13 protein-coding genes are annotated in these 14,122 nt (G+C 52.2%); 11 read left to right on the top strand and 2 right to left on the bottom strand.

The window, feature by feature from the left end:
- Positions 1-83: 83 nt before the first annotated feature.
- The 6 genes from liaF (at position 84) to A3842_RS06590 (ending at position 7,353) form a co-directional block, all read left to right on the top strand.
- On the top strand, positions 84-731 hold the full coding sequence (gene liaF, locus A3842_RS06565; protein ID WP_074083754.1) for a cell wall-active antibiotics response protein LiaF: 648 nt from the start codon (positions 84-86) through the stop codon (positions 729-731).
- Between the two features lie 38 nt (positions 732-769).
- Positions 770-1,804 (top strand): sensor histidine kinase, encoded by a 1,035-nt coding sequence (locus A3842_RS06570; protein ID WP_074083755.1) that lies wholly within the window; start codon positions 770-772, stop codon positions 1,802-1,804.
- Between the two features lie 20 nt (positions 1,805-1,824).
- Positions 1,825-2,481, top strand: coding sequence for a response regulator (locus A3842_RS06575; protein WP_074083863.1), 657 nt, complete (start codon positions 1,825-1,827; stop codon positions 2,479-2,481).
- A gap of 75 nt (positions 2,482-2,556) precedes the next feature.
- Positions 2,557-3,489, top strand: a complete 933-nt coding sequence (locus A3842_RS06580) for a YwmB family TATA-box binding protein (RefSeq protein ID WP_074100832.1) — start codon at positions 2,557-2,559, stop codon at positions 3,487-3,489.
- Positions 3,490-3,873: 384 nt separating this feature from the next.
- Positions 3,874-5,424: a glucose-6-phosphate dehydrogenase gene (gene zwf, locus A3842_RS06585; protein ID WP_074083757.1), complete on the top strand. Its 1,551-nt coding sequence runs from the start codon at positions 3,874-3,876 to the stop codon at positions 5,422-5,424.
- Between the two features lie 348 nt (positions 5,425-5,772).
- Entirely contained in the window at positions 5,773-7,353 is a 1,581-nt protein-coding gene (locus tag A3842_RS06590; protein ID WP_074083864.1) for a peptide chain release factor 3, read from the top strand.
- Positions 7,354-7,470: 117 nt separating this feature from the next.
- Here the strand turns inward: A3842_RS06590 and sspI are convergent, their stop codons facing one another.
- Positions 7,471-7,713 (bottom strand): small acid-soluble spore protein SspI, encoded by a 243-nt coding sequence (sspI, locus tag A3842_RS06595; RefSeq protein WP_074083758.1) that lies wholly within the window; start codon positions 7,711-7,713, stop codon positions 7,471-7,473.
- A gap of 123 nt (positions 7,714-7,836) precedes the next feature.
- On the opposite strand from sspI, the gene A3842_RS06600 reads away from it, so the two are divergent.
- Together A3842_RS06600 and A3842_RS06605 are read left to right on the top strand one after the other, a co-directional pair.
- Entirely contained in the window at positions 7,837-8,526 is a 690-nt protein-coding gene (locus A3842_RS06600) for a potassium channel family protein (RefSeq protein ID WP_074083759.1), read from the top strand.
- Positions 8,527-8,557: 31 nt separating this feature from the next.
- On the top strand, positions 8,558-9,349 hold the full coding sequence (locus A3842_RS06605; protein WP_074100833.1) for a TrmH family RNA methyltransferase: 792 nt from the start codon (positions 8,558-8,560) through the stop codon (positions 9,347-9,349).
- A 220-nt stretch (positions 9,350-9,569) separates the two neighbouring features.
- On the opposite strand, the gene A3842_RS06610 is transcribed toward A3842_RS06605, so the two are convergent.
- The gene (locus tag A3842_RS06610) at positions 9,570-10,349 is read right to left on the bottom strand and encodes an alpha/beta fold hydrolase (protein ID WP_074083761.1); all 780 of its coding nucleotides are present in this window, start codon (positions 10,347-10,349) and stop codon (positions 9,570-9,572) included.
- Positions 10,350-10,825: 476 nt separating this feature from the next.
- Here A3842_RS06610 and A3842_RS06615 point away from each other — a divergent pair, with 476 nt between their 5' ends.
- From A3842_RS06615 to A3842_RS06625, 3 genes are all read left to right on the top strand, one after another.
- Positions 10,826-11,836 (top strand): substrate-binding domain-containing protein, encoded by a 1,011-nt coding sequence (locus A3842_RS06615; protein WP_074083762.1) that lies wholly within the window; start codon positions 10,826-10,828, stop codon positions 11,834-11,836.
- A 53-nt stretch (positions 11,837-11,889) separates the two neighbouring features.
- A complete protein-coding gene (locus A3842_RS06620; RefSeq protein ID WP_074100834.1) occupies positions 11,890-13,056 on the top strand; it encodes a M24 family metallopeptidase in 1,167 nt (388 codons plus the stop codon).
- A 78-nt stretch (positions 13,057-13,134) separates the two neighbouring features.
- A complete protein-coding gene (locus tag A3842_RS06625; RefSeq protein ID WP_074100835.1) occupies positions 13,135-14,097 on the top strand; it encodes an ABC transporter permease in 963 nt (320 codons plus the stop codon).
- Positions 14,098-14,122: the final 25 nt, after the last annotated feature.

Genomic DNA, 14,122 nt, shown 5'->3' on the forward strand with positions numbered 1-14,122 from the left:
TTACGAAGAGAGTTGCTTCACAAAACTTAAGGTTTATGCTTACGAAGAGAGTTTTGCTCCGCAAAACTTATAGGAGGTGCGAAATGGATAAACGGAACCGTATGCTTGCCATAGGACTGATCGGCGTCGGCTGCTTAATGATATTTGGCAGATGGCTCGGCTTTTTTTCCATTGTCGCGCTTCTGTTCCTGCTGCTCGGGATTTACCGGACAACGTCGGGCAAAGTCAAGCAAGGCTATAAGCTACTGGGAGTTGGCGCAGTACTGCTGCTGCTGGATCACCTGCTGCTGGTGCTCGGGATTTGCCTGATCTCTCTGGGGATGTTTTTTGTCAAATCCAGACGGATACAGCGCAGGGGCGGGTTTATGCAGAAGCAAAGCTTCTCCTCCAGATTTGACTGGGATCTGTCACCTTGGGTGATGCGCAGCCTGAGCGCCTGGCATGTGCTGGGTGAGGCGGATATTGATCTGTCGCTGGCGATGGCAGAGGACCGGGAGACAGTGATGCTGTTCCAGGGGATCTTTGGCGATACGGACATACATCTGTCCGAGGATTATGGCGTGGAGATCGAGGCATTTGTGCTGTTCGGCTCCATTGAATTTGGCAGCCACCGCGACGCGGGCATGCTAAACCGGCTGAATTGGAAGTCAGCTAACTACGATAGCTGTGAGCAGAAAGTGAAGTTTAATATTTCTTATATTATGGGTGACCTGGATGTGCGGGCAGATTGAGTGGTCTGACACGGAACCATGGAGGAGGGCTTCCCGGCATGGGCAAAAAAAGCAGTAATATGGTTACGCGCAGCATGGGGGAGGGAGCTCTTTTCTCTTTGGTCATGCTGCTCGTTTTCCTGTACATCATGTATACATATGGATATCTGCAGCCGTTTGAGAATTGGGAAATCGGTGTCCGGACAGCGGTATCACTAATATTGCTGCCGGTGGTGTTTGGTATCGTTTTCGGCTTTTACCAAGGATTCCGGACCAAGCGGAAGTTAGAGCTCCTGCGGGCGACACTGGTGGCTTGGGAGAAAGGGAATCTGACCCCGGCCATGCCGGAGCTGGGCAATGATGAGCTGGGCCGGCTTAGTGAGCAGCTTAGCCGGATCAGCGGCAAATGGGAGAACCAGGTGAATACGCTGCAGCGGCTCTCGACGAACAACGCCAAGCTGGCCGAGCAGGCCCGCGTCACAGCGATTATGGAAGAACGGCAGCGGCTCGCCCGGGAACTTCACGACGCCGTGTCACAGCAGCTGTTCGCGATCTCCATGACGGCTACGGCAGTAGGGCGGACGCTGGAAAAGGACTTTGACAAGGCGCAGCGGCAAATTGCGCTGATTGAGGAAATGTCTGCCGTCGCCCAGTCCGAGATGAGGGCACTGCTGCTGCATTTGCGCCCGGTCTATCTGGAAGGCAAAGGGCTGCGACAGGGGCTGCAGGAGCTGATTAAGGAGCTGGAGATCAAGGTCCCAATTGACATTGTGTTCGAGATGGACCCGGATGTACAACTGATGAAGGGCATTGAGAATCATTTGTTCCGCATCGTGCAGGAAGCTATTTCCAACACCCTGCGGCACGCCAAGGCGGAGAAGATGGAGATCCGTCTGCACCGCCGGGGCGACACTGTCCGCCTGACGCTGCGCGACGATGGAGTCGGGTTCGAGATGGATGAGAGCAAGCAGACATCCTACGGCTTGTCGAACATGCAGGAGCGGATTATTGAGACCGGAGGCTCGATCCAGTTCATTACCGCTCCGGGCAAAGGTATGCGAATTGAGATTACCGTACCATTAGTCAATGAATAGGAGGCAAGGGTACCATGGAGATGGAAGAAGCGCAGGCGATTAAAGTACTGCTTGTAGACGATCACGAAATGGTCCGGATTGGACTTGCTGCGGTGCTCGGCACCGAGGATGGGATCGAAGTGGTGGGTGAGGCAGGAAGTGGAGAAGAAGGCATACGGCTAGCTCAGGAATACAATCCTGAGGTGGTCCTAATGGACCTGGTTATGGATGGCATGGATGGGATTGAAACGACGAGACAGCTTCTGAAGCTGTACCCCGATTGTAAAGTGATTGTGCTCACCAGCTATCTGGATGATGAAAAGATGTATCCGGTCATTGAAGCCGGCGCGTTCAGCTATTTGCTAAAAACCTCGCGGGCCAGCGAAGTGGCGGATGCCATCCGCGCTGCTGCAAGAGGCCAATCGGTGCTGGAGTCCCAGGTTGCCTCCAAGATGATGAACCGGTTCCGCTCCAATGCCAAAGGCGGAGAAGCGCCGGCCTATAAGGAGCTTACCGAACGCGAGATGGAAGTACTGAAGCTGCTGGCTCAGGGCAAATCCAACCAGGATATCGCGGACCAGCTCATTATCGGGATTAAGACCGTGAAATTCCACGTGACGAATATACTGGCCAAGCTGGGTGTAGAGGACCGTACCCAGGCGGCCATTTATGCTTATAAGAACGGACTTGCGGAATAACCGCAGGTATATAATCTCTCTTCCTGGATATCCTGTTTAGTAGATTACTAGACCGGATAGAGAGGAAGATTGACGATGGGGAACCAAGGGATAAGAAGAGGTGCTGGCAAAGGGACACTGCTGCTGACCGGATTATGCTTGGCGGCTGTACTGCTGGCCGGATTCCGCAGTGCAGGAGTTGCCGGAGGTGAAGGTTCAGCCGGGGTGACAACATCGGCTGAAGACACCGCGTCATCCCATCGATTTGCTCCCGCGGCAGTTGTACATACGCCCTCACAAGCTGCCTATTCCATCAGCCCAGCCCAGACTACATCTCAGGCCACGGCCGACAAGGGTACTGGCAGTCTCGCGGATTCTCTCGAACGTATAACCAGCCTTGGCGGTATAGCCACTCTGCCGGACTCACCGCTCCGGCTTGTCCTGAAGTGGCAAGGCGATTACAGTACGGGTACATCCGGCGTATCTGCTGCTGAGGCTGCACGGAACCTGGCGGCCCAGCTTGGGCTTGGAGCTGTCAGCCGGTCCGACGAAGACGGGCATATGACCTCCCGTGCGGGTGCCGCTCTGGACGGTGCACAGGTCACGCTGTTCTGGAGTGAGCTGGGAGGCGCACGCAGCTATGTTATTGTGACCTTTGAGACGGCGGATCTGCGGAAAGCGCCGGAGCTTCCGGCCGCTGCGGAGTCGGCCGGACAGCAGATGCTTCAGGCGGGCATTGCTGCTGAATGGAATGCTTCGCTGCAAGGGACTGCTAAGGCTCAGAGCGGGCCGGAAGCTGCACTATTTTCAATAGAACAATCGATCCAAGAACAGCTCCCCGGAATGAACCCGGAAGAGAGCTACGAAGACGACACTACATACAGCCGCTCCTACAGTGTGCCGGGCCTTGAGCGCGCGGTCAGCAGCGGAAGCCATTCCATTGCGCTACAGCTGGCGGTTCATAAGAACGGCAACAACAACACCAACCGGGTAACGCTCGGATTGCCTTTAATTACTATTGAATACTGAGCAGGGGGTTCAATACGAACTCCTTGCTAAACTATACTTTCCAGAAAAGCCGTTACACGGATATTATATCCTGAAGCCGGCTTTTTGTTATGCTTGAAGGCTGGCGGCCAAAACCTCTGATGCAGGCCTGCGTTTGCGGAGCTTTTGGCATGAGGGTATAATATGTTTGTGAATGCCGGACTGCACTGTTCTATAAGCGGGAGCACAAAAACAAATAAGAAAGAGTAATGGAAATTTGCGAAATCCCGAGAAAAACTGTCAGGAATGTGATAGCATCCTTTTCACAGATATGATAAAATGACATCACGCAGTAGATGTATTTCATAAACTATCTGGCGATGAGAATGATTGTCAACTATATTACATACAGAGAGATGAGGAGCCATGGCTGAAAATCAAACCCTTGATGCACTGCATACACCCGGTGCTGTATTCTTTATCTTTGGGGCAACCGGAGATCTAGCCCGCCGCAAGCTTTTCCCGGCGATTTACAGTTTGTACCGTGAGGGCAAGCTGACCCATGATTTCGCGGTCATTGGCGTGGCTCGGCGTCCCCGTACCCTAGATGAATTCCGTGAAGATGTGAAGGAGTCCATTTATGAATTCTGCCGCTACCAGGCTTCAGACGCAGACGAATGGAATGAGTTCGTTCAGCATTTTGAATACAAGTCTCTGGACATCAACAATATTGACGGCTTCCGTGAACTGAACGCGCAGACCGAAGTGCTGGAAGAGAAGTTCCATATTCCGGGAAACCGGATGTTCTATCTCGCCCTCGCTCCCGAGCTGTTCGGCAGTGTCTCGTTCAACCTCAAGGCTGGCGGCATGCTGCAGACCCGGGGCTGGAACCGTCTCGTGATCGAGAAGCCATTTGGCTATAATCTGGAATCTGCTGAACAGCTGAACGAGCAGATCCGCCAGGTGTTCAAGGAAGAAGAGATCTATCGGATCGACCATTACCTCGGTAAGGAAATGGTGCAGAACATTGAAGTGATCCGTTTTGCCAATGCCTTCTTCGAGCCGCTCTGGAACAACAAGCATATTGCCAACATCCAGATTACGCTCGGTGAAACCGTTGGGGTAGAGGAACGCGGCGGATACTATGACCATGCCGGTGCGCTGCGTGATATGGGCCAGAATCATATTTTGCAGCTGCTGACGATGATTGCGATGGAACCGCCAAGCCGTCTCCTGGCCGAAGATATCCGTGATGAGAAGGTTAAAGTGCTGCGCTCGCTGCGGCCTTACGCTTCCTCCGAGGAAGTACATGAGAATGTGGTGCGCGGACAGTATACACAAGGACTCCACAAAGGCAAAACCCTTCCGGCTTACCGCCAGGAGGACAAGGTAGATCCGGAGTCGAATACTGAGACGTATTTTGCGGCCCGTGTATTTGTCGATAATTTCCGCTGGGCGGGTGTACCGTTCTATATCCGTACTGGTAAACGTCTCCCTGTGAAGACAACGGAAGTGGTTGTGGAGTTCAAAGGTATGCCGACCAACGTCTATTTGGGTCAAAAGCATAAACTGGAGCCGAACCTCCTCGTCATCCGCGTCAATCCGATGGAAGGCATCTATGTGAAGATCAATGCCAAGAAGCCGGGCTCGGAATCGGAAATCCAGCCGCTCGCTATGGATTTCTGCCAGAGCTGCATGGTCGGCATCAACTCGCCGGAGGCTTACGAGCGTCTGCTGCATGATGCCGCGCGCGGCGATTCAACCTACTTCACCCGCTGGGATGAAGTGTCATCGGCATGGTCCTTCGTAGACCGTATTGCGAAGGCCTGGAAGGAAGGCACAGGTGATCTGGCATCCTATCCGGCAGGTTCCTGGGGTCCGGTTGAAGCCGATCAGTTGCTGGCTCGTGAAGGCTTCCACTGGTGGCCGGTCAATGGACAGGATGAAGACAACGTGGTGTGGCAGACTAATAGCTAGTTCATCGCGTAAATGATTTATGGTATGAAGAGTTTCCCCCTGCAGTTGCCTTTGATGGCTGCAGGGGGATTTTTGCATGGTTACCACTTTGCTCAGATAATCATTCCCCCGACAATTTACCAACAACTTTGCCTTCTGCCGCGTATTATGTAGATAATCTCCACCGGATTTTGTTATACTGAGAAGGATGCTTTCACCAGAAGCGGAAATGTAACAATAACGGTATGTGACAACGGCAAATTCACCGATAAAGGGGTTTGTACCAATGAGCAGAGCACCGATTTGATGGGCACCCGGTAATTGAAGCAGAAGCATGAATTTATATATGAAGGGATACGTGCAAACCATATGGCACCGGATCAGAAGCTGCAAAAGGAAGTGGACAAACGCAGAACGTTTGCGATCATTTCCCACCCGGATGCGGGGAAAACAACATTAACGGAGAAGCTGCTGCTGTTCGGCGGCGCGATCCGATTGGCGGGTTCGGTTAAGGCCCGTAAAGCGAGTAAGCATGCGACAAGTGACTGGATGGAAATTGAGAAGCAGCGCGGAATCTCTGTTACTTCCTCCGTGATGCAATTTGATTATCTGGATCACCGGGTGAATATTTTGGATACCCCGGGTCACCAGGATTTCAGTGAGGACACCTATCGTACCTTAACGGCTGCGGATAGTGCAGTCATGTTGATTGACGTAGCCAAGGGTGTGGAAGCACAGACGATCAAGTTGTTCCAGGTCTGCGCCAAACGGGGGATTCCGATTTTTACATTCATTAACAAACTGGACCGTGAAGGTCAAAGTCCGTTCGAGCTAATGGAAGAGCTGGAGAATGTGCTGGGCATCCGCTCTGTACCGATGAACTGGCCGATCGGCGGAGGGCGCGAGCTCTGCGGCGTATATGACCGGATGAAGAATCAGGTGGAGCTGTTCCAGGGCGATGATCACTCTGTGATCAACGTGCAAAAGGTTGAAAGTTACCGTGACCCGATCATTCGCGAGATGGCCGGAGATTACCTGCATGACCAGCTGTGTCAGGATCTGGAGCTGCTTGACGTGGCAGGGGATGCTTTTGACTATGAAAAAGTACTGCGCGGTGAGCTGACACCGGTATTCTTCGGCAGTGCGATTAATAATTTCGGCGTGCAGACCTTCCTGGACAACTTCCTGGAGCTGGCACCGAAGCCGGAGCCGCGCCGCAGTACTGTCGGTTCCATAGAGCCGACGAACGAGAAATTCACCGGCTATGTCTTCAAAATCCAGGCGAACATGAACCCGGCCCACCGTGACCGGATCGCCTTCCTGCGGATCGTGTCCGGCAAGTTCGAGCGCGGTATGAGTGTGAAGCATGTGCGTGCCGGCAAGGATATTAAGCTGTCCCAGCCGCAGCAATTCCTGGCTCAGGACCGTGATATTGTTGAGGAAGCTTTTCCGGGGGATATTATCGGGCTGTTCGATCCGGGCATTTTCCGCATTGGGGATACGCTGAGCCAGGCCGGAGATATCGAATTCGACGAGCTGCCGACGTTCTCGCCGGAGATTTTCTCCAAAGTAAGTATCAAAAACGCCCTCAAATCAAAGCAGTTCCAGAAAGGGATCGACCAGCTGACCGAGGAGGGCATGATTCAGGTGTTCCGCACGGTCAACTTCGATGATATTCTGCTGGGTGTCGTTGGACAGCTGCAATTCGAGGTGTTCGAATACCGCATGAAAGGCGAGTATGGCGTAGATGTTCAGCTGCAGCGGATGAGCTATCAGTTCGCACGCTGGATTGTGGATGAGAACAAGCCGGACGCAAGCAAGTTCCGCATCAACTCCACGCTGGTCACGGACAAGAAAGGCAACTATGTTGTGCTCTTCGAGAACGAATACGCGATGCGTACGGCCATGGAAAAGAATCCGACTGCAAAGTTCCTGGAGACTGCTCCTTGAGTGAGCGATTTGTGTAACGGGTCTTAGTACCAGAGAGAGGCTCTCTGTCAAAAAACCTCCGCCTCCACATGCGCAGCTGCACTGTGGAACGCGGAGGTTTTTGTGCTGGAACTAGCGTCACTGCTGGGAGGTGATGGAACCTGGAGTGATCTTCTCCAAATGGTTGTGCAGCATCGAGACCAGTGCATCCTGCTTGGCGTGGTCCAGATCCTTCCACATCATTTCGAATACAGCACCTAATCCAGGCAGTGCCGTTTCGGGCCCGTCCACGGAGCCTTCAATCATCTGCCGCAGGTCGGCTTCGGACTGACCGTGCACTTTATGGATAATCGCCTGGCGCAAATCAATGGTAATCGGCATGAATAGAGCCCCCTTAGGTTTTTTGGGTATTCCAAAGTTCAACTAATATTTGCCTCGTTATAATGTGCCCTGAAAGTGCACTGGAAATTCAAGTTTGGGGCTCCTTATGCTATACTGTGTGAGATGCAAATTGCTACGGGAGGTACAGAAATGGCTGCAAAAAAACAATATGCCGTAATCGGTATGGGGCGTTTCGGATCAAGTGTCGCCAAGGCGCTCAGCGGCATGGGATTCGATGTGCTGGCGATCGATGCTGACGAGCAGCGCACGCAAGAAATCTCAAGCATTGTAACCCATGCCGTATCCGCTGATTCCACAGATGAAGAGGCGCTGCGCGCGCTGGGCATCCGCAACTTCGATGTGGTGGTGGTGGCGATTGGTGAAGATATTCAGGCCAGCATTCTGACGACACTGATTCTGAAGGACCTTGGCGTTCCGGCGATTCTGGTCAAGGCCAAAAGCGAGCTGCACGGCAAGGTGCTAAGCAAGATTGGCGCAGACAAAGTGATTTATCCTGAACGGGATATGGGCATGAGGGTGGCACATCACCTGGCTTCGCCTAATATCCTTGACTATATCGAGCTGTCGCCGGATTACAGCATCCTCGATATGAAGGTGTCTGGACCGATGCTGGGCAAGAACCTGCAGGAGCTGAACATCCGCGCCAAATACGGCTGCAACGTTATGGCTATCCGACGGGGCGAGGAAATGAACATTTCCCCCAGAGCGGAAGACCGCCTGGTCGAAGGTGATGTACTCGTCATCGTTGGCCGGAAGGACAATCTGACGAAGCTGGAAATAGCGTATCAATAGGCGCAGCACGGAACAGAAAGGTAGGACCCCTATGGAAATTATGTCTCCCCAAAATACGCGGGTGAAGGAATGGGCCAGTCTTCAGGAGAAGAAGCACCGTGACAAAACCGGCAAATATATTATAGAAGGAATCCATCTGGTACAGGAGGCGTTGTTTGCTGAAGCCGATGTGGAATGCCTGGCCTTTGACCTGGATACAGGCATGCCTTCTGAGCTGAAGCCTCTGCTCCAATCGGTGCAGGGGATGGAGGTCATCGGTGTATCAGCGGCGGTTATCGCCAAGTGCAGCAGCACCGGGACACCGCAGCCGGTATTTGCCATTGTGCGCAAGGAGCAACAGGGCCTGGAAGCCATCCTCGCGAAGCAGGACAGCTGGGTTATGGTGCTTGATGGTGTTCAGGACCCTGGCAACGTAGGGACGATCATCCGCAGTGCCGATGCCGCAGGTGCGGACGGCGTGATCCTCGGCAAAGGCTGCGCCGATCTCTACAATCCGAAGACCATCCGCTCTACGATGGGCTCGATGTTCCATCTCCCGGTTGTGGAGGGGGACCTGAGTGCCATTCTGCCGCAGGCCCGGGAACGCGGTGCACTGCTGGTCAGCACTTCACTGACGGGAACGGACTCCTGCTACACCCATGATTTTCACGGCAGCCAGTGGCTGCTGATCGGCAGCGAAGGACAGGGCATCTCGCCACAGACGGCCGCCCTCGTTGACAAAAGCATCATTATCCCGATGGCCGGCCGTGCCGAATCGCTTAATGCGGCGATGGCCGCGACGATCCTGCTGTTTGAGGGAATGCGGCAGCGGGGGTTTAACTAAACAATAATTCCTGTCCTGTGAGTTGAAACTCACCTTGTCACCGTTTGGAACGTAGTTTGGCATAGGCTTGTAACGATTTTTGGCACAACAATTAAGTCCTGATGATCAAGAAACCCTTGATTTATCAGGGCTTTTTTTGAGGCGGACATTATATTGAAAATAGGCTGTAAGGCTTTAAAAATTAGACTTATGGGAGCGATGGTCCGGCTAATCCGAGTCGTTATGCAAAAGAAGATAATAATTGGTTGAATCTATCGCGCTCCTCTAAAAAAGCGCAATGACCGCTGTAATGGAACGGAACCAGCTTCGAATTTTTGATGAGCTTATTTGTTTCCTCAGCTTTGGTAAACGGAACGACCTTATCATGAATTCCGTGAATAATTAATGTGGGTACATTGATCTGACCGAGATCGTTGTAAACATTCTCATCTCTAAGCGTGGCCATAATGGCGGAAGTTGCCCAATTCGCCGCTTGTAATCCCATTGAAACGAACCAATCGGATTTCGGTACGGAAATATACTGAAAGAAGAAAATTCCGGTTTGGTCCTGCAGCATTTGCGGCCGGTCATGATTTGTATCTTCGATGATTTTATTTGTAAATTCTTTCGGAACGCTAGATGGAGAGGCAGCGTCCATCAGGACGAGTTTAGATACCCCATACTCTTTGTGACGGGCCATATAACGAATCGATATCGCGCCTCCGGTAGAGTGTCCTGCAAGTGTTATGTTTCTTAACTGTAACGCCTCGATGACCATGCGGACATCATCCGCTAATCTATCGAAATTGTACCCGGCAAATGGTTTATCCGAATTCCCGTATCCTCTCCAGTCCATTCCGATACAACGATATCCGAGCTTAGGAAGGAAATTGAACTGATATTCGAACTGGTTATGGTTTAGCGGCCATCCATGAATAAAAAGTATCGTTTTGTTTCCCTTCGGATTGATGTCCTCTATAAATACTCTTACGCCCGGTTCCACAGTAACAAAGTATCCCAAGTGAATCGCCTCATTTTTATAAAAATGTACTCTCCCTTTAAGATATTCGCCCTAGGCAAGGTGAATGCGTAATTTCGGCGTCAAATTGGGTTTAGCTAGGAATTGGCGGTGAGGGGGCGTGGACAGGACTTTTTCTTTTTTATAAGAGGGAGCCGGTCAATAACTCCTGGCCATGTAATTTGCTGCTGACTGTTCAATCGAGCAGAGCCGGGACAGATTGTTTACAGCTGCCGCTTTCATGTTCCCAGACAGGAGCAAGCAAATAAGGTTCAAGACAGCATCAGAGCAAAGTCCAAGCCTTGTTACGGCTTGCTTTGCTCTTTTTACTCTCCGGCATCAAAACTTTCAACCCTGATGTCATTTTTTTCAACCCTAATCGGGCGGCGATTAATTATATAATCAATTCAAGGCAACAAGCTATAAACACTGGAAGGAGGACGGCGGCTAGGTCAACACTAATGACAGGGGGAATAATGATGAAGAAAAAAACTTCGGTACTGGCATTGTTTTTAGTGCTTCTGATAGCGGTTACAGGATGCGGCGGAGGAGCTGGTAATGCAGGCACGACAGAAGCGGCCAGTACATCCGAAGGCTCTGGTTCATCCGGGAAATCTGGAGACGGAAAAATTGTAATCGGTTTCTCGCAGACGGTCATGAATCACCCGTTCCGGATTGCCAACGTAGATACGGCCAAGAAGGCAGCCGCCGATCTCGGGGTTGAGATCATTGTGACAGATGGACAAGGGGACGCAAACAAGGAAATCGCCAACATCGAGAGCCTGATCGCCCGCAATGTCGATGCCCTTATCGTGAGCAGCCTGTCGGGCAACGCGATCTACCCCGCATACAAGGAAGCGGAAAGAGCGGGCATCCCGCTGATTATCGCGGCCTCCGGCGTACCGGACGATGACAGCATTCCCTATACGACATTCGTTGCTTCGGATGAGGTAACGATGGGCCAGCAGGCGGCGAAGTACATTGCTGACAAGATGGGCCAAAAGGGCAATCTGGTCATCCTCAACGGTGTCGTCGAGTCGACCAACTCCCAGCTTCGTACGCAGGGATTCATGCCGGAGATTCAAAAGTATCCGGATATCAAGATCGTGGCGGAGCAATCCGGAGAATGGCTGCGGCTGCCGGCGATGCAGGTGATGACGAATATTTTGCAGGCCAACAGCAAGATTGACTTCGTGTTCGCCCAGAATGACGAGATGGCGCTCGGCGCAATTGAAGCCATTAAGAAAGCAAACCGGATGAGCGAGATCAAGGTGGTCAGCATGGACTCCCAGAAGGAAGCGCTGGAGAAGATCAAGAACACGGATGAGCTGATGATGACCGTGAAAAATGAATGGAGCTTCGAGACGGCTGTGAAGCTGGCAATCGATGCGGCGAACGGCAAAGAGATTCAGAAGAGAGTGATTCTGGACTCTCCTGTAATCGACAAGTCGAATGTCGATAACTTCTACGATCCGAATTCAACGTTCTAAAAGAAACATATCAGACAACACCAATCCAATTATAAATTCAGGAGGAATTCATCATGGGTTTTGAAGACGTATTGCAGGAAATTCCGGTAACCGAGTACAAGGAACGTTTGCAGAAGGCAAGAGTGAAAATGGAAGCTGAAGGTCTGGACGGGCTGCTGGTTTATTCAGACTCGTACCGTATGAGCAATGTCCGCTGGTTAGCCAACTATCGCGCATTTGACGGGGTATTCCCGTATCCGGCTATGGTGTTTATCCCGCTTGACGGCGAACCTACGCTGTTCGCGGAAGGCAGTCTGGTATCCTATGCCGCCGACGAGACATGGTTCTCCGATGTAAGAGGCATCCGCCAGGAGCTCGGCAATGTGCTGAAGGATTTCCAGAAAGGCAGAAATTCCGCCAAGATCGGCCTCAGCGGCTCGAAATACTGCGCGCTTGAATTCTATGAGACGATCCGCGACAGCCTGAATCCAACCTCGGTGCTGCAGAAGACCAATATTATCGAGTACCTGAAGTCGATTAAGAGCGAAACGGAAATCCGTAATATGAAAGTAGCCGGCCGACTGGCGGACATGGGGATTGAAAAAATCCACGAGCTGCTCGCCACCGAACGCCTGACCGAGAGAGAAGTGACGCGTCAAGCGATGGCGCACATGTTCGCGAGCGGTGCGGACACCGTCTCGTTCGACATGATGGTCCAATCAGGACCGAACTCCGGGGACTACTTCCTGGCCCGCCCGCGTGACCGCGAAATTGTCAAAGGCGACACGATCCTCATCGATATCGGCTGCCGTTATAACGGATATTCGTCCGATATGGCGCGTGGTGTAGCTTACGGCAAGGTGGATGCGGAGAAACAGCGCCTGCTCGATACCTGCCTGGAAGCATGGAGAGCGGGAATGTCCGCTCTGAGACCGGGCATGACCGGCGCGGAGGCCGATGTGGCCGCCAACGAAGTGCTGAAGCGCGAAGGCTATCCGCATATGGCCGGTGAAGGCCGCGGTTGCGCCCACTCCACAGGCATGGATCCGGAGGAGGAAATTCCGGTAGTAGGCCCGGACAGCCAGGATATTCTGGTCGAGAACCAGACGATCGCTTTTGAAATTACTCTGCTCATTCCCGGATATGCCGGTACCCGTGTAGAAGATACGGTTGTAATCCGCAAAGACGGACCGGAATCGCTAACCAATCATCCATATGTCTGCAACTGGTACCAGGATTAAAATTTGAATTAGCAATGATGGCTTTGCTTCAGTAAGCAAAGCCATCATTGTCCCATTAAAAAAAGGGGAATCAGGCAGATGGAAACCATTCAGAAAGCCCGTACGCTCTTGAAACAGGAAGAGACGCTGCTGCTGCTGTTTATCGTAATCGTCACATTAATCTCTCCGATCTTCTCACCGGAGTTTTTCACTTCCTATAACTTCTCAAATCTGCTACGGCAGATCTCCTATCCGGCCATCGTGTCGATCGGGATGCTGCTGACAGTACTGATCGGCGGCATTGACCTGTCGGTGGGTTCCGTGATGCAGGCGGTCAGTTTAACGGCTATTATGCTCGTTCAGCTGCAGGCGCCAACCGGCGTAAATGTGATTGTTGTCCTGGCACTGGGTTTGTTCCTCGGTCTCATGAATGGCATGCTGATTACCTTCGGGAAGCTGCAGCCATTCATCGTAACGCTAGGAACCAAGGTAATTATCGACGGAACCACGCTGTTTATGACGAAAGGCAAAGGCATCAGCGGAGATGCGAGCGACAGCTTCCTTTCCATTGGCGGTGGGTACATGGGGGCTATTCCTAATCCTGTCATTATCATGCTGGTGTTGTACATTATCGGGTTCATTCTGCTGAACAAAACGATCTTTGGGCGGCAGATATACAGTGTAGGGTCCAACCGGGTGGCGGCTTATAACTCGGGCATCAACGTTAAAAAAGTACAGCTGAGCGTTTATGCGCTGTCCGGATTGTTCGCTGCGATAGCGGGCCTGCTGATTGCCTCCAGAACCGGCGCTTATCAGCCGATGTCCGGCAACAGCGGAGCAACAGGCATGGAGCTGAGCGCTATCGCCGCCGTCGTAGTGGGCGGAGCCAGCTTATCCGGCGGAAAAGGCACAATCTGGGGTGCATTTTTAGGTGCTCTGCTCGCCGGGCTGCTGTTTAATCTGCTCGTATTCCTGAACATGAATCCTTATATTCAGCAGTTCATTCTGGGCATCATCATTCTGGCTGCCGTCATCTTTTCCGCTTCCAAGAACCGCAAGTAATTACAAATCCATGTATATGACAAAG

Source organism: Paenibacillus sp. P3E, assembly GCF_001909045.1.
Taxonomy (GTDB): domain Bacteria; phylum Bacillota; class Bacilli; order Paenibacillales; family Paenibacillaceae; genus Paenibacillus_AQ; species Paenibacillus_AQ helianthi.